Source organism: Acinetobacter sp. ME22, from assembly GCF_022012315.1.
Classification (GTDB): domain Bacteria; phylum Pseudomonadota; class Gammaproteobacteria; order Pseudomonadales; family Moraxellaceae; genus Acinetobacter; species Acinetobacter brisouii_A.
This window is the reverse complement of sequence record NZ_JAKLTL010000004.1, coordinates 218,000-235,193: the sequence shown is the minus strand read 5'-3', so window position 1 is coordinate 235,193 and position 17,194 is coordinate 218,000. Positions and strand designations below refer to the sequence as shown.

The 17,194-nt window shown below is 41.8% G+C and carries 20 protein-coding genes; 13 read left to right on the top strand and 7 right to left on the bottom strand.

Features of this window, described 5'->3' with window-relative positions; all coding sequences use genetic code 11:
- Positions 1 to 98: 98 nt before the first annotated feature.
- On the bottom strand, positions 99 to 1,373 hold the full coding sequence (locus LVY74_RS08095; RefSeq protein ID WP_237814646.1) for a hypothetical protein: 1,275 nt from the start codon (positions 1,371 to 1,373) through the stop codon (positions 99 to 101).
- A 75-nt stretch (positions 1,374 to 1,448) separates the two neighbouring features.
- Between LVY74_RS08095 and serB the strand changes: the two genes are divergently transcribed.
- The 3 genes from serB (at position 1,449) to LVY74_RS08080 (ending at position 4,014) form a co-directional block, all read left to right on the top strand.
- A complete protein-coding gene (gene serB / locus LVY74_RS08090; protein WP_151777950.1) occupies positions 1,449 to 2,669 on the top strand; it encodes a phosphoserine phosphatase SerB in 1,221 nt (406 codons plus the stop codon).
- 402 nt (positions 2,670 to 3,071) lie between these two features.
- Positions 3,072 to 3,389 (top strand): AciT family ciprofloxacin tolerance protein, encoded by a 318-nt coding sequence (gene aciT / locus LVY74_RS08085; RefSeq protein ID WP_237814645.1) that lies wholly within the window; start codon positions 3,072 to 3,074, stop codon positions 3,387 to 3,389.
- Between the two features lie 145 nt (positions 3,390 to 3,534).
- Complete coding sequence (locus tag LVY74_RS08080; protein ID WP_151708374.1) at positions 3,535 to 4,014, top strand: SCP2 sterol-binding domain-containing protein; 480 nt, start codon at positions 3,535 to 3,537, stop codon at positions 4,012 to 4,014.
- Between the two features lie 47 nt (positions 4,015 to 4,061).
- On the opposite strand, the gene dtd is transcribed toward LVY74_RS08080, so the two are convergent.
- Complete coding sequence (gene dtd / locus LVY74_RS08075; RefSeq protein WP_151708375.1) at positions 4,062 to 4,502, bottom strand: D-aminoacyl-tRNA deacylase; 441 nt, start codon at positions 4,500 to 4,502, stop codon at positions 4,062 to 4,064.
- A gap of 200 nt (positions 4,503 to 4,702) precedes the next feature.
- Between dtd and pncB the strand changes: the two genes are divergently transcribed.
- The 3 genes from pncB to asd all read left to right on the top strand — a co-directional run bounded on the left by pncB (position 4,703) and on the right by asd (position 7,749).
- Positions 4,703 to 5,905, top strand: a complete 1,203-nt coding sequence (pncB, locus tag LVY74_RS08070; protein ID WP_237814644.1) for a nicotinate phosphoribosyltransferase — start codon at positions 4,703 to 4,705, stop codon at positions 5,903 to 5,905.
- Between the two features lie 144 nt (positions 5,906 to 6,049).
- On the top strand, positions 6,050 to 6,901 hold the full coding sequence (locus LVY74_RS08065; protein WP_237814643.1) for a sulfurtransferase: 852 nt from the start codon (positions 6,050 to 6,052) through the stop codon (positions 6,899 to 6,901).
- On the top strand, positions 6,898 to 7,749 hold the full coding sequence (gene asd, locus LVY74_RS08060; RefSeq protein ID WP_237814642.1) for an archaetidylserine decarboxylase: 852 nt from the start codon (positions 6,898 to 6,900) through the stop codon (positions 7,747 to 7,749). The genes LVY74_RS08065 and asd overlap by 4 nt, the downstream gene beginning before the upstream one ends.
- A gap of 55 nt (positions 7,750 to 7,804) precedes the next feature.
- Here asd and LVY74_RS08055 read toward each other — a convergent pair whose 3' ends face one another.
- From LVY74_RS08055 to phoB, 3 genes are read right to left on the bottom strand one after another with little or no spacing between them, the layout of a single operon-like run.
- Positions 7,805 to 8,149 (bottom strand): hypothetical protein, encoded by a 345-nt coding sequence (locus LVY74_RS08055; RefSeq protein ID WP_237814641.1) that lies wholly within the window; start codon positions 8,147 to 8,149, stop codon positions 7,805 to 7,807.
- 18 nt (positions 8,150 to 8,167) lie between these two features.
- Positions 8,168 to 9,529: a phosphate regulon sensor histidine kinase PhoR gene (gene phoR / locus LVY74_RS08050; protein ID WP_151708380.1), complete on the bottom strand. Its 1,362-nt coding sequence runs from the start codon at positions 9,527 to 9,529 to the stop codon at positions 8,168 to 8,170.
- 13 nt (positions 9,530 to 9,542) lie between these two features.
- On the bottom strand, positions 9,543 to 10,250 hold the full coding sequence (gene phoB / locus LVY74_RS08045) for a phosphate regulon transcriptional regulator PhoB (RefSeq protein WP_151708381.1): 708 nt from the start codon (positions 10,248 to 10,250) through the stop codon (positions 9,543 to 9,545).
- A gap of 183 nt (positions 10,251 to 10,433) precedes the next feature.
- Here phoB and LVY74_RS08040 point away from each other — a divergent pair, with 183 nt between their 5' ends.
- The gene (locus LVY74_RS08040; protein WP_151777943.1) at positions 10,434 to 11,273 is read left to right on the top strand and encodes an SDR family NAD(P)-dependent oxidoreductase; all 840 of its coding nucleotides are present in this window, start codon (positions 10,434 to 10,436) and stop codon (positions 11,271 to 11,273) included.
- A gap of 56 nt (positions 11,274 to 11,329) precedes the next feature.
- Here LVY74_RS08040 and LVY74_RS08035 read toward each other — a convergent pair whose 3' ends face one another.
- The gene (locus LVY74_RS08035; RefSeq protein WP_237814640.1) at positions 11,330 to 11,488 is read right to left on the bottom strand and encodes a DUF1328 domain-containing protein; all 159 of its coding nucleotides are present in this window, start codon (positions 11,486 to 11,488) and stop codon (positions 11,330 to 11,332) included.
- A 196-nt stretch (positions 11,489 to 11,684) separates the two neighbouring features.
- Between LVY74_RS08035 and LVY74_RS08030 the strand changes: the two genes are divergently transcribed.
- From LVY74_RS08030 to LVY74_RS08020, 3 genes are all read left to right on the top strand, one after another.
- A complete protein-coding gene (locus tag LVY74_RS08030; RefSeq protein ID WP_151708384.1) occupies positions 11,685 to 12,131 on the top strand; it encodes a YcgN family cysteine cluster protein in 447 nt (148 codons plus the stop codon).
- Positions 12,132 to 12,332: 201 nt separating this feature from the next.
- Positions 12,333 to 13,586, top strand: a complete 1,254-nt coding sequence (locus tag LVY74_RS08025) for an ammonium transporter (RefSeq protein WP_442862783.1) — start codon at positions 12,333 to 12,335, stop codon at positions 13,584 to 13,586.
- 60 nt (positions 13,587 to 13,646) lie between these two features.
- A complete protein-coding gene (locus LVY74_RS08020) occupies positions 13,647 to 14,009 on the top strand; it encodes a hypothetical protein (protein WP_237814639.1) in 363 nt (120 codons plus the stop codon).
- On the opposite strand, the gene LVY74_RS08015 is transcribed toward LVY74_RS08020, so the two are convergent.
- The gene (locus tag LVY74_RS08015) at positions 14,006 to 14,629 is read right to left on the bottom strand and encodes a cation transporter (RefSeq protein ID WP_151708387.1); all 624 of its coding nucleotides are present in this window, start codon (positions 14,627 to 14,629) and stop codon (positions 14,006 to 14,008) included. The genes LVY74_RS08020 and LVY74_RS08015 overlap by 4 nt on opposite strands.
- A 72-nt stretch (positions 14,630 to 14,701) precedes the next feature.
- On the opposite strand from LVY74_RS08015, the gene LVY74_RS08010 reads away from it, so the two are divergent.
- From LVY74_RS08010 to LVY74_RS08000, 3 genes are all read left to right on the top strand, one after another.
- Entirely contained in the window at positions 14,702 to 15,109 is a 408-nt protein-coding gene (locus tag LVY74_RS08010; RefSeq protein WP_237814638.1) for a MerR family transcriptional regulator, read from the top strand.
- A gap of 67 nt (positions 15,110 to 15,176) precedes the next feature.
- A complete protein-coding gene (locus tag LVY74_RS08005; protein ID WP_237814637.1) occupies positions 15,177 to 16,340 on the top strand; it encodes a PQQ-dependent sugar dehydrogenase in 1,164 nt (387 codons plus the stop codon).
- Between the two features lie 86 nt (positions 16,341 to 16,426).
- Positions 16,427 to 17,140, top strand: coding sequence for a tetratricopeptide repeat protein (locus LVY74_RS08000; RefSeq protein WP_237814636.1), 714 nt, complete (start codon positions 16,427 to 16,429; stop codon positions 17,138 to 17,140).
- The last annotated feature ends 54 nt before the right edge of the window (positions 17,141 to 17,194 follow it).

Here is a 17,194-nt window from a genome sequence, read left to right as displayed (position 1 = left end):
ATGTGTATTTCTATAATGGTGCTAAAGCTGATGATGTCAAGGTAAAATCACCATAAAAAAACCCCGCAACATTGGCGAGGTTTAAAAATGTGCCCAATTTAAGTGGTGCTAGAACGTGATTTCTTACTTTTTAAAATCTCGGTTCTTAAGCTTTGTGCCAACTCGGCACATTCACTATTCATACCACTGATCATGAATGCGTGACGGGTCAGTACATTGCTTGGATTTGGTAATGCCACCAATTGGAAATGATCGCTCACCAGTTTTAAATATTGTTCTTGAAGATACAGCGCACTTTCTCTTGCAGTTAAATGATGGGTTAAGCGGGCTGCGGCTTGCGTGGCATCAAGCTGCATATCTTCAACGGCATTGGCAATGGCACAGCGGGTTTGTAGTACAAAACGTTTTTCTTCGCGATAACGTTTATACAGGACTTCAGAGAGCAACTGAAATACCATACCAATCATCAGTAAACATTCGACAGCTTTTGGGCGTTCCGCATCAATACTAATGTTTGCACCATCTGCTTGAAAACTTTGCTGTACATTGATATCTGCGGGTGACAGATCATAGTGTTGCACACATAAGTCAATGCTTTTCTTTAAGAATAACTGACACAAGTTAAAATAAGGCACAGAAACGGTTTGACTCACTGTACTCAATAATTGTTTAGGGTCATAAAATTGAATGTTGAGTGCTAACGCATGTGGATGTGCAGGACGATCAGATTTTTCACTCGCCAGTAATTTAGTTGGGATGGCTTGTTTTTTCGATTGTTTTTGTGCCTGAGCAATCACCACGGCACTGTTGTGTTTTTCCTGTTCCAACGCTTGAGTGAGCGCCTGAATTTCATGTTTTAAACGTGATTCATTATTGACTCGTGCCAAGTATTCGCTACGGCTTGGACGGGCAATCGCACGATAAGCAATCCATAAAGCGAAATGTAAAATCAGAGAAATAAAAATGGCGAGCCATTCGCTACGCAAAATTTCACCAATGCTTGGTTTGATGAGGGTGACTTCAACACGTCCGACTTTCTTTTCATTTTGTAAAGCATCGCGACTAAAGACTTCACCTTCACGGGTTCGGTATAAGCCATCTGTGGCGAGGACTTGGTTTGAAGCATCGAGAATACGAATTGAGGCAATACTTGGATTGGTTTTATAACGATCAACCAGAAGTGCTAAAGAAACGCGGTTTGCAGGGTCAAGCTCATGCAAGCTGTCTGTAACAAGTTGTGTTGTTAACAACTCACCTTGATTTGCACGATTTTCTTTGAGTTGATGTGTGGTTGCGATGACTAGCAAAAAGGTTTGCAATGCAAAACTTACAATTAGCAGGCTAGCAAATAGCCCTTGTCTAGGTGCATTCAAGGTAAACTTCCAAGGCAATTCAATTCATTTTCGATTATGATTCTAGGCATAGTTGTAGCTCAGACTGAGTCATCCATGCGAGAAATCATTCTTATTTCATTTTTAGGACCCGACCAACCCAATCAGTTCACTCGATTGATGCAGGTTTTGTCCTCTCATTCATTACAAATTTTAGATGTTGGTCAGGCTGTGATTCATAATCAGTTGACTCTTGGCATCGTGGTTGCATCTGAAGATCAGACGGCAACAGCATTGGCAATGAAAGAGATTTTAATTTTAGCACATGATATTGGCTTAACTGTGCGATTTAAACCAATCTCCAACGCAGAATATGATCAATGGGTTAGTGAAGGTGGACGTACCCGTTATATTGTGACGGCATTTGCACCAGAACTGACGGCTGCCGATCTGCAAGCAGTGACAAAAATCGTGTCAGGTCAGGGGTTTAATATTGAAACTGTGACTCGTTTATCAGAACGTTTGTCACTTGATTCACCTGAAGAACAGCACCGTCGTGCTTGTGTACAATTTGGTTTGAAAGGGCAAATGCTCGATGCTCAGGCCATGCGTGCGGCATGTTTACGTTTGTCCAATGAGCTGAATGTCGATGTAGCCGTTCAAGAAGACAATGTTTATCGTCGTAATCGCCGTTTGGTCTGCTTTGATATGGACTCTACTCTGATTGAGCAAGAGGTGATTGATGAGTTAGCGCTTGAGGCAGGTGTGGGCGCACAGGTGGCTGAGATTACTGAACGTGCCATGCAAGGCGAACTCGATTTTCAGCAGAGTTTCCGTGCACGTGTTGCCTTACTAAAAGGTTTAGATGCATCTGTATTACCTAAAATTGCAGAGCGCCTGACTATTACGGAAGGTGCAGAGCGCCTGATCTCGACTCTAAAAGCTTTAGGCTATAAAACAGCGATTTTGTCAGGTGGTTTTCAATATTTTGCTGAATATCTGCAAGAGAAATTGGGCATTGATGAAGTTCACGCCAATATTTTGGATGTCCAAGCGGGGATTGTGACAGGCGAAGTAAAAGGTGCGATTGTCGATGGCGCACGCAAAGCAGAATTGCTTCGTGGTTTAGCCAATGATATGGGAATTTCATTGGAGCAGGCGATTGCTGTTGGCGATGGCGCTAATGATTTGCCAATGCTGTCAATCGCAGGTTTAGGTGTGGCTTTCCGTGCTAAACCACTGGTTCGTCAAAATGCCAATCAAGCGATTTCGAGTGTCGGTTTAGATGGTGTTTTATACTTACTCGGTGTGCATGATAAAGATATGCATCGTGCTTAAAAATTGTCATCGTTCCAAAAAAGCACAACTTTAGAGTTGTGCTTTTTTAATATAAATTAAATATTTATTTCTTAATTTTTACATTTTTATGTTTGGTCAGACTTTTTTGTAAAAAGTGATAGAGTTCACATAAAATAAATTTGGCTATGTAATGACAACCAAAGCCATATATTTCTTATATTTGTGAAGTTTTGTGAATAACAGCATCGGTCATCATCTCAAGATTCACGACAGGGTATGTCGCTTTAATCAAAATCAGCTCTTTTTTTTCTTTTAAAACTTTGCATAATGCAAAGATGGACATGTAAATAAAGCAGTATGGAAACAGAGACCTAGATTAGACTGCATGTTCAAAAATAGATCAGTAGTTTATTCACAGTTATGTGATCGACGGAGGTTTTTATGTTAACAGCAAATTTTGCCAGCATTATTGGGTTGAGTCTGATTGGCATTGCACTTGTGGCTGTTTTCTTCTCGCCTTTTCGTCATTGGTTGGGGTTTATGTGTGCAGGAATGGTATTCTGGGGGATTGTTGAAAGCATCCGTTTAAGTCTGCAATATGCATTTCACTTGCCAATGACGTATGGTTATTTAACCGCTTTAAGTTTAGTCATGATTGGAATCACCTTATTACTCTTAAGAGCAGATCGTATTGCACAAAAGGCATTGGCAAACCGTCGGTTAATTGAACACACACCTGTGTATGAAGAAGAATTATAAAATCAGTTACTCAACTCGGGCGTATTGAAAAATACGCTCTTTTTTTACTTAAAAATTGTTATACAAAGCCTTGTTCTTGATTTGCAAAGTTATGATACGATGCGTTAAAGATGAATAAAATGACAAATAGGCTCGCTCAATGCACATGAATCTTTCTGCTATTCCTGTTGTAAAGTTACCTTTGCTGAATGTCAGCACTGATCCGCTTGATTTATTGGTGGTTAGCATTGTTTTACGTATGAAACAGCTTGCAAAAACTTCACCAAAATTTATTGAATTATCACATGATCGCCAAATCCGTATTCAGATTGCGACAGATGCGGGTTTTGCCCGTCAGATTTTGGTGAACAATGGTAAAGTTGAAACTGTTGCGGGTGCGCCTCAGCCTGCTGACTTTACCCTACAATTTGCTGATAGTGATCAAGGCGTAAAGACCTTAATTAAAGGCGAACCTTCGGCATTTATGACAGGCATGCAAAACGGCAGCATTAAAATGGAAGGGGATTTTAGTTTACTGGTCTGGTTTAATAAGGTTGCACGCCTGTTGCCACCACAATTGCCTAAGCCTGTACAAGCCAAAGTTAAGCAGGTTCGTCAGTTTGTTCGCCAAAAGACAGGCAAATAATTGATAATCATACTAAAAAGCGCTCAGATTTGAGCGCTTTTTTATGTTTAAAGCACTTCAAGGTTAAATGTCACAGGGCCGTCATTGACCAAGTGGACTTGCATGTCAGCAGCAAAAATGCCTGTTTCAACTTGCGGGTATTGGGTCTTGGTATATTCAACCAGTTGCTCATACAATGCTTTGGCTGCGCTAGGTGGCATGGCTGGGCCGAAGTCTGGGCGTAAGCCTTTTTGAGTTTGTGCCATCAGGGTGAACTGTGAAACCAGTAAAATGCCGCCTTGAGCTTGCGCTACATTCCAGCCCATTTTGCCATTTTCATCATCAAAAATACGATACTTTAAAATTTTATCAATCAGCTTTTTGCCAATATCCAAGTTATCTTGTTGAGCAAGACCTAGAAATACCAAAATACCTTGTTGAATTTCACCTGTAATTTGTTCATCGACAATGACTTTAGCCGATTTGACCCGCTGCAATAACGCACGCATGCTTGGAATGACTCGTAAAAAGTACAGACTATAAACATTTCTTTCAGGCTTTGAAATGTTTTTACAGAAATGGTTGTGGCGATAAATTCGGCAAAAATGCAGCGAATTTGCGAGTTTTTTATCATAGTTTGCTAAAACGCACGCTGAGTTGCTGATAAAAATGTGGTTTAATGCTTTGAGCTAAAAACGATCTAACCGATATGGAACCAATAATACGATCCTTGCTTGATACGGATTTATATAAATTTACCATGCTACAAGTGGTATTACATAAGTTCCCGCAAACCCATAGTGTTTATCAATTCCGTTGCCGTAATCTTGAAGATACGGTGTATCCACTGACAGATATTTTGGACGATTTGAATGAGCAGCTTGATTATTTGTGTGAGCTGCGTTTTCAGGATGATGAACTTCAATATTTGCGCAATTTGCGTTTTATCAAAAGTGACTTTGTCGACTATTTAGAATTATTCCAACTTAAACGCCGTTTTATTCGTGCAGGGATAGATGATCAGGGACGCCTCGACATCCATATTGAAGGGCCAATGGTACAAGCTCTGATGTTTGAAATCTTTGTTTTGGCGATCGTCAATGAACTATATTTCAAACGCGTTCATTCCGAAGAGGTACTGGCTGAAGGTGAGCGCCGTTTACAAGCCAAATTGCAGCTCTTAAAACAATACGAACAGCAAATCGATGACAGTCCATTTTTAGTCTCTGATTTTGGTACACGTCGTCGTTATAGCTTGACATGGCATAAGCATATTGTTGAAGAGTTTTATCAGGCTGCGCCGAATGTGTTTCGTGGTACCAGTAATGTGATGTTGGCGAAAGAACTGGGCATCACCCCAATCGGTACGATGGCTCATGAGTTTTTGCAAGCGTTTCAAGCATTGGATGTGCGTTTGCGTAATTTCCAAAAAGCAGCACTTGAAGCATGGGTTCAAGAATACCGTGGTGATTTAGGCATTGCTTTGACCGATGTGGTCGGAATGGATGCCTTCTTGCGTGATTTCGATTTGTACTTTGCCAAATTGTTTGATGGTTTGCGTCATGACAGTGGCGACCCGTATGAATGGGGTGATAAAGCTTATGCCCACTACCAAAAGCTAAAAATTGACAGTAAAACCAAGATGCTAACCTTTAGTGATGGGTTGGATTTGCAACGTGCATGGGATTTGCACCAGTATTTTAAAGACCGTTTCAAAGTCAGTTTTGGGATAGGAACCAATCTGACCAATGATATGGGCATTAAACCACTGAATATCGTGCTGAAACTGGTGGAATGCAACGGGCAATCGGTTGCCAAAATTTCAGATAGTCCGGGTAAAACCATGACTGATAATGATACTTTTCTTGCTTATTTACGTCAGGTTTTTCAGGTTGAAGATGTGTCGAGCTAAACAGCCAGATTCAACTGTCGATTTGAGCATTGTGTCTTGTGAATCTTAGGCACAATGCTTGCATAAAAAATCATAAATCGGCAGGAAAAGCCTATGTTATGATCAAGTCTGATCGAGTTTCAGTACGCCTTGAGCCAAATAAAAATGACCGCCACTTCTGAATTAAAATTGCCTTTATTGATTGAAGCCGAAGACCTAGTCCCACATTTAGGCAATCCGCACATCAGAATTGTGGATTTAAGCCGTGGATCTGTCTATGAACAGCTACATATTCCACATGCGATTCACCTTAAACCTCAGCAACTGGTTCAGCAGCATGAATTGGCTTCAGGCATGTTGCCAGATGTTGAGCGCCTAGAGCAATTGATTGAATATTTACAACTTTCACCTGAACATCATGTGGTTGCCTATGATGATGAAGGGGGAGCTTGGGCAGGACGTTTCTTGTGGAATCTACACTGTTTGGGTTTTGAGCAGACGAGCTTACTCAATGGTGGAATTCATGCTTGGTTAGCTGCAAGTTTACCAACGACGGCTGAGGTCGATGTATTGCCTGTGGTTGAGCAACGCTTAAAAGTTGATTTGACACAGGCAGCTAAAGTCCGAATTGAATATGATCAACTCATTGAATTAGTTCACAATCAGCAGATTCAGCTTTGGGATTGTCGTACTGTGGATGAATATACAGGGCTACGTTTAGCCGCACGTCGAGGGGGGCATATTCCACATGCATTGCATTATGAATGGAGTACTGCACTTAATCGTCAAAATCATTTAAAATTACGTACTTTAGAACACATACAGCAACGTTTGCAGCAATTGGGCTTTGATTTTAGTCAGCCAGTGGTGGTGTACTGCCAATCACACCACCGTTCAGGATTGGCTTATATTTTAGGTCGCCTGTTGAATTGGAATATTCGCGCATACGATGGTGCATGGAGTGAGTGGGGAAATCGCCCCGATAGTCCAATAGTTACGGGAGAGAAACCGCTTTGAGCCTCACATCACAACTGAAGAAACGTCTTTTTTTACAGGCACAACGAGTTGTTCCACAGCATCAACTTAGCCGTGTGGTCGGAAAAGTTGCTGCAAGTGAAAACCCTATCATAAAAAATATTGTTATTCAGGCATTTAAATCCAAATACGATATTGATTTGTCGATTGCAGAGCAAACCAATCCATTACAGTACAAATCATTTAATGAATTTTTTACACGCGCTCTAAAACAGGGAACACGTCAGGTCGATACTCACCTGAACAGTATCGTTTGCCCTGCCGATGGTGCTATTTCGCAGATTGGTCAGATTACCGATGGCGAAGTGTTCCAAGCCAAAGGACAAAGCTTTTCGGTCGAGCAGTTGGTGGGTGACCCACAACTGGCTGCACCGTTTAAACAAGGTCAATTTGCAACAGTTTACTTGTCACCGCGTGATTATCACCGCGTGCATATGCCTTTTGCAGGGACTTTAACAGAAACCTTGTATGTACCTGGTGAATTGTTCTCAGTGAATCAGGTGACTGCTGAAAATGTACCGAATCTATTTGCGCGCAATGAACGTATGGTGTGTTTGTTCGATACCGAAATTGGACGGATGGCCGTGGTGCTTGTCGGTGCGATGATTGTGGCGGGTATTGAAACCGTTGCAACAGGTAAGGTGAAACCCAATGGTCGTTTAGACTTGCAGCAGCATCAGCTTGAACTACAAAAAGGTGCTGAGTTGGGGCGCTTCTATTTAGGCTCAACGGCGATTATTTTATTTGAACCAAATACCATGGCATGGGATGCTCAATTCAAGGCTGAATCAACTGTGATTATGGGCGAACGCTTAGGGCAGGCGCTGTAATTTGCTGTTATTAGCGGTATCAAAACGCAACCTAGAGGGTTGCGTTTTTTGTGGATTATCGTTGTTGGGCAAAAGCTGCAACACATTCAGGGTAGGAACGACGAGCCTGAGTTTGTTGAGTTTTAGATAAAGCAAAATAAGCTTCGATCCATTGATTCGCTAAAGTGCTCCTAAATTCTGGCTGCTGAAAAGCATAGTCAGGGATACTGCCTTGCTGAATTTGGCGCATTTTGGCTCGAAGTTGTTGCAGATCATGCGGTGCTTGGGGCTGCCGAATCACAAAACATAAAATTGCTTGATAGCGTGCAATTTCATCGGCATCGGGTTGTTGTGCTTGAATCAGTAAAAATACAAGCAGGGCAGCACATAGACCGCCAATCACAATATAAAACTTTTTCATGCCTGCTAGTGTAGGGCTTTATGCCTCAGCTTGACAGAGGCGCTCTTTGGGAAAGACCGCTTTAAAGCATGAGCCTTGATTAGGTTTAGAGTCTACTTCTAGATGTGCGCCATGCTGCATCAGAACATGTTTGACAATCGCAAGACCTAAACCTGTACCACCTGTCTGGCGGCTACGTGCACTATCCACACGGTAAAAACGTTCGGTCAACCGTGGTAAATGTTTTGGATCAATCCCGATGCCATTGTCTTCTACGGTAAAATAACCATGTTCCTGATCGTCATGCCAACCAATGGTGATCACACCCCCTTTTGGGGTGTATTTAATTGCATTGGTAATCAAATTACCAAAAGCACTCGCCAGTTCAACATCTGAACCGATCAGATCACAATGACTGTCAATGTCGAGATTGAGGATATGGCTATATTCAGAGTTATAAGCTTGGGCATCATCAAAAAGTTGGTTCATCAGACTAGGCATGTCCACGATTTGATTTTTGGCGAGCTGTTTATCATTTTCTAAACGGGATAACAGCAACAAGTCATTGACCAAGGCATTCATGCGTTTGGTTTGAGCCTGCATCTGTTCAAAAGGGCGTCTCCAGCGTGGATTGAAGTCTTCCTGATCGGTAAATGTTTCTAAATAACCACTTAACACGGTGAGTGGTGTTCGTAGTTCATGGGAAATATTATCGACAAAATCTTTACGCATTTGTTCAAGGTTATGTACACGCGTCACATCATAAGCCACAACCAAGCGACTTTCTAAACCAAAACGGGTCAGTTTAATCTGTACATAACGATCTTCATGCAAAGAAGATTTCAGCTTAATTCCATCGGGTTGCTGTTCCATATTATTGAAATATTCAACAAAAGCGGGCTGGCGTAAAATACCCAAAATATTACGCCCCCGATCCAGCTCCTGAATGCCGAGTAAGCGCTCGGCTGCAGGGTTCCACCATTCAATTTGATGCAGCTCATCAGTGAGTACCACGGCTTCAGCCAGTGCAACCAAGGAGGACTGGGCACGATCAATCAAACCCACCATCTCCGCCTGAACGACACGTTCTTGGCGTTGGGAACGATAGATATTGAACAGTAATGCCCCCCAAATTCCATTGAGATTGGGAGGAACTTCATAGGGGCGGTTGGCAATCCAGTCATTGACCAAATACAAGGCGCGTAATTGCATGACAACAAACAGGATAAATGCAGCTGCAATACATCCCCAAAAATGACCGATCCCAAAGCCAACTAGACTCGCAATAATCAGGAAAAACAGTAAAATCCGTAAGTCTTGCTTAGCATAGTCCCATAAACTGCTATAACGATAATTTTTATGTTCGTGGCTAATTTCTGGGGTGGGGTACGGTTCATACATAAAGGTGGTCTAACTAACTTAAAGCATCGGCACGAGTTGAGAAACGGTAACCTGTACCACGTACAGTTTGTACGAAGCGATCAACACCAAAAGGTTCGAGTACTTTGCGCAGGCGACGAATATGGACATCAATGGTTCGGTCTTCAATATAAACGTTACCGCCCCAGACTTGATCTAGGAGTTGAGCACGCGTATAAGCACGTTCTGGATGCGTCATAAAAAATGCCAGTAAGCGATATTCTGTCGGTCCCATATCCAAGATATTATCAGCAAAACTCACGCGCTGACTCACTGGATCTAAGATTAACCCATTGGCATCAATGACTTTTTCACCACTCAACGCATTAGAACGACGTAAAACCGCTTTAATCCGTGAAACCAGTTCCCGTGTTGAAAATGGTTTGGTCATGTAGTCATCTGCACCTGCATCGAGACCTTGAACTTTATGGTCTTCTTCGCCACGAGCAGTCAGCATAATCACTGGAATTTCAGACAGCGTTTCATCGCGTTTCAAACGACGGCACAAATCTACGCCACTGACTCCCCCTGGTAGCATCCAATCAAGTAAAATAAGGGCAGGGCGTTGATCAACGATCATTTGATGAGCCTGTTTGGCATCTTCGGCTTGCAGACACTGAAAACCTGCCATATCGAGCGATGTATGAATCATCTCACGAATCGGTAATTCATCATCGACGATTAAAATGTAGTCCTCTTTCACAAGGTCAAATCCTATCACTGCTTTATTTGTATATAGCTCAGTATTACAAAGACTAATTATGACAGTATCATTGCAGCAGATTATAGGTATCTGCAATTTTAAAAAATATTTGTGACAAAATCTTGATCACCACATGACTAAATGATGACGCGGGTGGTAATCAAGTACAAGATCGAGATGGTAATGAAAAATTTTCAAGGAAAAGTGGCTGCAATTTCAGGTGCAGGTTCAGGTATTGGTCAGCAGTTGGCAATTTTGCTTGCACAACAAGGTTGTCATTTATCCTTGAGTGATATTAGTTTGGCAGGTTTGCAACAGACCTTAGCATTATTGAAAGAATCCACCGTGAAGATTTCAACGCACATGGTCGATGTCGCAGAACGTGAGCAAGTTCAATATTGGGCAGAGCAAACTGTACGTGAACATGGACAGGTCAATCTGATTTTTAATAATGCAGGCGTGGCATTGGCTTCGACGGTTGAGGGTGCGAGTTATGAAGACCTGACTTGGATTACCAATATTAATTTTTGGGGGGTAGTCTATGGCACCAAAGAGTTTTTACCTTATATCAAGCAGACTCAAGAGGGTCATATTGTCAATATTTCCAGTATTTTTGGAATAGCAGCTCAGCCTACCCAGTCAGCTTATAATGCCAGCAAGTTTGCAGTGCGTGGATTTACGGAAGCCTTACGACAGGAGTTAGATATTCAGCGTTGTGGGGTCAGTGCTTTATGTGTGCACCCAGGCGGAGTGCGGACGAATATTGCAAAATCAGCACGTTCTAACCAAAGCTTAAAAACTTTGGGCATTGAAACAGATGGTACTCAGCAAGACTTTGAAAAATTGCTGCGAACGCCCCCTGAGAAAGCTGCTAAACAAATTTTAAAAGCCATACGCCGTAACCAACGCCGTGTCTTGATTGGTGCAGATGCCAAGATTTTAGACTTTTTGCAGCGGTTATTTCCTGCGGGTTATCAGCGTTTCAGTGTCTGGTTGAATCGTTTACAGACATGGAAAGATTAAAAACAAGAAGAGAAGCTTTAGCTTCTCTTCTTGTTCAACATGTTGGCTGTAGTTTCTTAAACTCGACCTCGTGATAAGAAGCCGATGACTGCCAAAATTAAAGCAACAACCAATAAGATAATGGCGAATTGTTGAGATAAACCAGCTACACCACCGAATCCAAGTAAGCTAGCAATCAGTGCAATCACAGCAAAAATAATTGCCCAACGAAACATGATGATTCTCCTTAAGTTTTTTATTCTGTGAAGTCAGTTTAGCACTATGATTTTGCATGACTGTTTTTGCTTTGTGCATAAAATGTGCAACTTTCACACGGCTTTTAGCATCACTCTGTAAGTTATGTTGATAAAATTTAAGTCGCTTGTTGCCATGCTATAATTGAAACTCTGTTGTTTTTAGGCTGAATTGCTGATGTCGCTACGCCCTCAATTTTGGAAGAAATATCCATTAAATCAAATGTCAAATGAGGAATGGGAAGCCTTGTGTGATGGCTGTGGCTTATGTTGTTTATTGAAGCTTGAAGATGAAGATACCCATGAAGTTGCTTATACAAAAGTGTCGTGCAAGTTACTGAACTGTACAACAGGACAATGTTCAGATTACATTCATCGCCAAACACATGTGCCAGATTGTATTCACTTAACCCTAGAAAAATTAGAAACAATTCATTGGTTACCCTCTAGTTGTGCCTATCGACGCATTTATGAGGGTAAAAACTTACCTTCATGGCACTATTTAAATACAGGATCACGGCAAAGTGTGATTAAAGCCAAAAAGTCAGTTGCGGGGCGCTGTATTTCAGAAGAATTTATCCATGAAGATGAGCTTGATGAATATGTGGTTCGTTGGGTGAGATAAAATTAAAATAAAAACAATAAAATAGCGGTTAAAAAAGCATCTCCTTAAATTGTTGGCTTAGATTTTGCTTGATTTTTATACATATAAAATTTGTGAAATTTCCAATATTCTAAGCAACAGTGTCATGGGGGGTAAATGTATAAATATCGCGATATCAAACATCTTCTACTCATCTTACTTGGCTTTTTTGCAAGTTCGAGTATGACTTGGGCAGCAACTGCCCCTTATGTCACCAATTTAGATCAAATCAATAGTGGTAATACCGCGTGGATGTTGACATCCACCGCCTTGGTATTGCTGATGACTATTCCCGGAATTGCATTGTTTTATGCAGGAATGGTACGCAAAAAGAATTTAATCGCAACTGCATTACAAAGTTTGGTCATTGTTTGTTTAGCCAGTGTGTTATGGGCTGTAGTGGGTTATAGCCTTGCATTTACACCGAATAATGCCTTCATTGGGGGCTTTGACCGCGTGATGTTACAAGGCGTAGTTTTCGATGCAATTGATGGCAAGATTTCGGTGAGCCATATTGCTTCGAGCATTCCTGAAACGGTTTGGATCATGTTCCAAATGACTTTCGCGATTATTACCCCTGCATTAATCACAGGGGCATTTGCAGAACGAATGCGTTTTTCGGCGATGTTTTGGTTTATGTTTTTCTGGATTTTACTGGTTTATGTCCCCGTAGCCCATTGGGTTTGGGAGCCAACAGGTTGGCTTGCAGCAAAAGGTGCTTTGGATTTTGCAGGCGGTACTGTAGTTCATATCAATGCAGGTGCAGCAGGTTTAGCCTGTGCTTATATGCTGGGTCAGCGACAAGGCTATGGTAAAGAACCATTTTTCCCCAATAACCTGATTTATACCTTTATTGGTGCAGCATTACTGTGGGTGGGTTGGTTTGGTTTCAATGCAGGTTCAGCAGGGGCAGCCGATGGTCGCGCAGGCATGGCGATGTTGGTGACACAATTAGCCGCCGCAGCCGCTGCATTGACTTGGTTATTGGTGGAATATATCAGTCGTCGTAAAGCAACTTTATTGGGGGCATGTTCAGGTGCGGTAGCAGGTTTGGTGGCGATTACCCCTGCATCGGGTTTTGTGGATATGACAGGTGGTTTACTGATTGGTTTGATTGCAGGCGTGTGTTGTTACTGGGGTGCAACCCAACTCAAAAGTTTACTCAAAGCCGATGATTCTTTAGATGTCTTTGGTATTCATGGTGTAGGGGGCATTGTCGGTGCGATTTTGACAGGTATTTTTGCACAAAAACAGATCTCAGGTTTGGATGCAAGTTTACTTGTGCAAGTTATTGGTGCAGTCACAACCTTCATTTATAGCGCTGTGGTTTCAATCATTATTTTATTTGTGATTAAGAAGGTCATTGGCTTACGGGTCGATGCTGAACAAGAACAGATCGGATTAGATTTAGCGCAACATGGCGAGCATGTGCCTTAATGTGTTGCATAAAAAAAATAGATTCAGTGCACTCACTTGAATCAGACTGTGGAGATGAATATGAAAACGATGTTAAGCAAAGATAAAAAAGTTGAGAAAGAAATCTTTGATCTAGCCACACAGTTGTATGTGCGTTTAAGACGCGTTGCTGGACGCGTGATTGATGTGGTTTATCTGGAGCATAATTTAGAGTATGCAGAAGAGGTGGTTAAACTTGCTTTATCCACAGGAGATAATGAACTACATCGTTTGGGTTTACGTTTAGAAAGCGTATTGGCAACAGGAACAGCACCAACTCATATTCCAACAGTGAAATTTATCGCACCTGTCACCGCAACTCATCCAGCAATGGCTGAAGAAATCAGCCATCCTGTGATTAATAAAGAAGAAGTTCCACATCATTATATTGGAGCACTACGCTAAGTCACTTTGGCTGCTTGGCGCTCGGCACGGGATTTTTGAATAACGTGATAACCTGAGCTAAAGCCCAAGCTGGCCATGACAACAGCCACAACAAGATCGGGAATGCTGCTTTGTGTGCCAAAAACACCGATAGCAGCCAAGATCACAGCAATATTTCCAATCGCATCATTGCGACTACAGAGCCACACCGAGGTCATATTGGCATCGCCATCGCGGAAGGTATAAAGCACAAGGGCACTCAGCACATTGGCAACCAAAGCCAATAATCCGATCAGTCCCATCGTTATGGCTTCAGGCTGAAGCCCTGTCCAGTAAGCCCAAACCACCTTGACCAAGATCAGTACAGCAAAAGCGAACATAGTGATGCCTTTAACCAATGCAATACTGGCTCGCCAATAGAGACTCATACCCAGTGCCATAATGGAAATCGCATAGTTAAAAGCATCTCCTGCAAAATCTAGCGCATCTGCCCAAAGTGCTGTTGAACCTGCTTTTACGCCAACAACAACTTCAATGATAAACATGCTGAGATTCAAGAAGAATGCAATCCATAGCGCATTGCGAAATTTTTTTGATCGTGCCTGTTTCGGCGTATGATGTTCACATTGACAACCTGCCATTTGAAAATCCTGTCTAATCTGCATACACTGATTTAAAAGCTTGGAGTAACTCTAAGGTCAAGAGAGGTGTGTATGTTTTTTAGCATTGGTGAACTCGCTAAAAAATCGAAGCTTTCAGCCGATACCATTCGATTTTATGAAAAAAAGCAGTTATTTGCTGCACCACAGCGCGCCAACAACAATTACCGTTATTATGATGATCAGGCTTTACAGCAGTTGATTTTTATTCGGCACTGCCGAGAATTGGGAATGTCACTCAAGGAAATACAAGAGATGAATACCCTGTTACAACATCCTCAAGATAACTGCGCAGTGGTTGATGAACTGGTTGAGGCACATTTGGGGCATATTCAGGAGAAAATTCAGCAATTACAAAAATTTAGTCAGCAATTACAGCAGTTACGTCAAAGCTGTAATTCACAAGCCTGCATACAAGATTGTAATATTGTTAGAACCTTACATCAGCTGGATGCAGAGTAAGGCTAAAAATATAAAAAATTCATTCATCGCAAGATGCATGAAAGTGTTTTGTGAGAAGGATGTATCGATGCAAAGATTTAAACATCTTTTACTATTTATGTCAGTTGGGTGGCTGGTGAGTGCCTGTAGTTCATCAGATTTTAGTCAGTTAAAAGCGCTCAAGGAATATTTTGATCAGCCTGACGATACCCGTAATTCTAAGTTTACTTTACTGCATTTTCAAAAAGTCAGTTATTTTAATTCGCCGTGGGCACTGGCGGCATTGCCTGATGGACGTTTGCTCGTCACAGAAAAGGCAGGGGCAATTAAACTCTTTGAACCCGCAACCCAAAAAATATTGAGTGTTGCAGGCGTACCTACAGTGGTAGATGCAGGACAGGGCGGTTTGGGAGATATTGTTTTACATCCCGATTTTCAGCGTAATCATTTGATTTATTTTAGTTATGTTGAAAGCTCTGATCAGGGAACTGGCGCAGTGGTCGATCGTGCTGAATTAGATTTGTCACAGGCGCAGCAACCACGGTTATTACATCGGCAACGTATTTGGACACAACAGCCTAAAGTACGTGGTCATGGTCATTTTTCTTATCGGGTGCTATTTGACCGAGATGGTAAGTTGTGGATTAGCTCAGGTGAACGTCAGCAATTTAGCCCAGCCCAAGATTTACAAAGCCATTTGGGGAAAATTGTACGCCTCAATGCCGATGGTTCAGTGCCCTCAGATAATCCGTTATATGCCCAAGGTGGAACAGCCGCACAGCTTTGGTCATGGGGGCATCGTAATCCTTTAGGCATTGCTTTTGACAGCCAAGGACAACTTTGGGAAGTCGAAATGGGGCCAAAAGGCGGCGATGAGTTAAATCAAATTCATAAAGGTCGGAACTATGGTTACCCCTTGGTGTCTAATGGTGATCATTATTCAGGAATTAAAATTCCACGGCATAGTACTCGTCCTGAGTTTCAGGCTCCAGTCGTGAGTTGGACACCAGTGATTTCTCCTTCAAGTTTAATTATTTATCAAGGTAAACGTATTCCGCAGTGGACAGGAAAGGCATTGATTGGAGGTTTATCTTCAGAGTCGATTATTGTGGTCGATCTTCAGCAGAAACCGATTAAGGAACTGGAAAGGATTGAAATGGGACAGCGGATTCGTGGCTTACTGCAAACGCCAACAGGAGATTTGTGGGTCATTGAAGATGGGGAGAATGCAGCTTTACTTAAATTGCAGTAAACTATGTGCGTTTTTTATTTCTGAATGAAAAACTGCCTTAAAATGACTGAAAAATAAAGCAAATTGATGATATTAACTGGATTTTTATGAATAAAATTAGAAACTTATTTTTAGTAACTCTGCTCAGTGGCTTTTTGAGCAACCCTGTATATGCAGCAATCGATTTTGATGAAATGAGTGCTCCACAGGTTTTACAACTCGCTAAACAAGGTAATCCTGAAGCGCAAAATAAAATTGGCGATATCTACTATTACGGTGATGATGAAACTGAACAAGATTTTGATCAGGCGCTTATGTGGTATGAAAAGGCAGCAAAACAGGACAATGTAGATGCAGAATATGCCCTTGGACTCATGTATGACGATGGCGAGGGTGTCGAACAGGATCTAAAAAAAGCTTTAGCCTATTATCGCAAAGCAGCTCAGCATGGCTCAGCACAGGCAATGACCAATATTGGCTATCTTTATGAAAATCAAAAAGAGATTCCAGATTATCATCAGGCATTTTCATGGTATAGCCAAGCAGCGAAACTCGGTGAGCCAAATGCATTGAATAACTTGGGAACATTTTATCTGCATGGTTATGCAGTGGTGAAAAACAGTAAGAAAGCCGTTGAATATTATTCACAAGCCGCAGAGCAAGATAATGCGCTGGCTCAGTATAATTTGGGCTGCTTATATCGCGATGGGATTGGCGTTATCCAAAATAACAAGCAAGCGCTGAAATGGCTAGCAAGAGCCGCAAAGCAAGGCAATGAAGATGCGCAAGCGGATTTGTACAGTTTGATTGAAGCACTCTAATTAAAATTATTTGATAATGATTCTCAATAATGATAAAACAAAACATCTCGTTTT

What these genes read in the sequence shown, in the direction of transcription:
- serB (WP_151777950.1), top strand. Translation starts at nt 1,449, where the DNA reads ATGCGAGAAATCATTCTTATTTCATTTTTAGGACCCGACCAACCCAAT.
- aciT (WP_237814645.1), top strand. Translation starts at nt 3,072, where the DNA reads ATGTTAACAGCAAATTTTGCCAGCATTATTGGGTTGAGTCTGATTGGC.
- LVY74_RS08080 (WP_151708374.1), top strand. Translation starts at nt 3,535, where the DNA reads ATGAATCTTTCTGCTATTCCTGTTGTAAAGTTACCTTTGCTGAATGTC.
- dtd (WP_151708375.1), bottom strand. Translation starts at nt 4,502, where the DNA reads ATGCGTGCGTTATTGCAGCGGGTCAAATCGGCTAAAGTCATTGTCGAT.
- pncB (WP_237814644.1), top strand. Translation starts at nt 4,703, where the DNA reads ATGGAACCAATAATACGATCCTTGCTTGATACGGATTTATATAAATTT.
- LVY74_RS08065 (WP_237814643.1), top strand. Translation starts at nt 6,050, where the DNA reads ATGACCGCCACTTCTGAATTAAAATTGCCTTTATTGATTGAAGCCGAA.
- LVY74_RS08055 (WP_237814641.1), bottom strand. Translation starts at nt 8,149, where the DNA reads ATGAAAAAGTTTTATATTGTGATTGGCGGTCTATGTGCTGCCCTGCTT.
- phoR (WP_151708380.1), bottom strand. Translation starts at nt 9,529, where the DNA reads ATGTATGAACCGTACCCCACCCCAGAAATTAGCCACGAACATAAAAAT.
- LVY74_RS08040 (WP_151777943.1), top strand. Translation starts at nt 10,434, where the DNA reads ATGAAAAATTTTCAAGGAAAAGTGGCTGCAATTTCAGGTGCAGGTTCA.
- LVY74_RS08035 (WP_237814640.1), bottom strand. Translation starts at nt 11,488, where the DNA reads ATGTTTCGTTGGGCAATTATTTTTGCTGTGATTGCACTGATTGCTAGC.
- LVY74_RS08030 (WP_151708384.1), top strand. Translation starts at nt 11,685, where the DNA reads ATGTCGCTACGCCCTCAATTTTGGAAGAAATATCCATTAAATCAAATG.
- LVY74_RS08025 (WP_442862783.1), top strand. Translation starts at nt 12,333, where the DNA reads ATGACTTGGGCAGCAACTGCCCCTTATGTCACCAATTTAGATCAAATC.
- LVY74_RS08020 (WP_237814639.1), top strand. Translation starts at nt 13,647, where the DNA reads ATGAAAACGATGTTAAGCAAAGATAAAAAAGTTGAGAAAGAAATCTTT.
- LVY74_RS08015 (WP_151708387.1), bottom strand. Translation starts at nt 14,629, where the DNA reads ATGGCAGGTTGTCAATGTGAACATCATACGCCGAAACAGGCACGATCA.
- LVY74_RS08010 (WP_237814638.1), top strand. Translation starts at nt 14,702, where the DNA reads ATGTTTTTTAGCATTGGTGAACTCGCTAAAAAATCGAAGCTTTCAGCC.
- LVY74_RS08005 (WP_237814637.1), top strand. Translation starts at nt 15,177, where the DNA reads ATGCAAAGATTTAAACATCTTTTACTATTTATGTCAGTTGGGTGGCTG.
- LVY74_RS08000 (WP_237814636.1), top strand. Translation starts at nt 16,427, where the DNA reads ATGAATAAAATTAGAAACTTATTTTTAGTAACTCTGCTCAGTGGCTTT.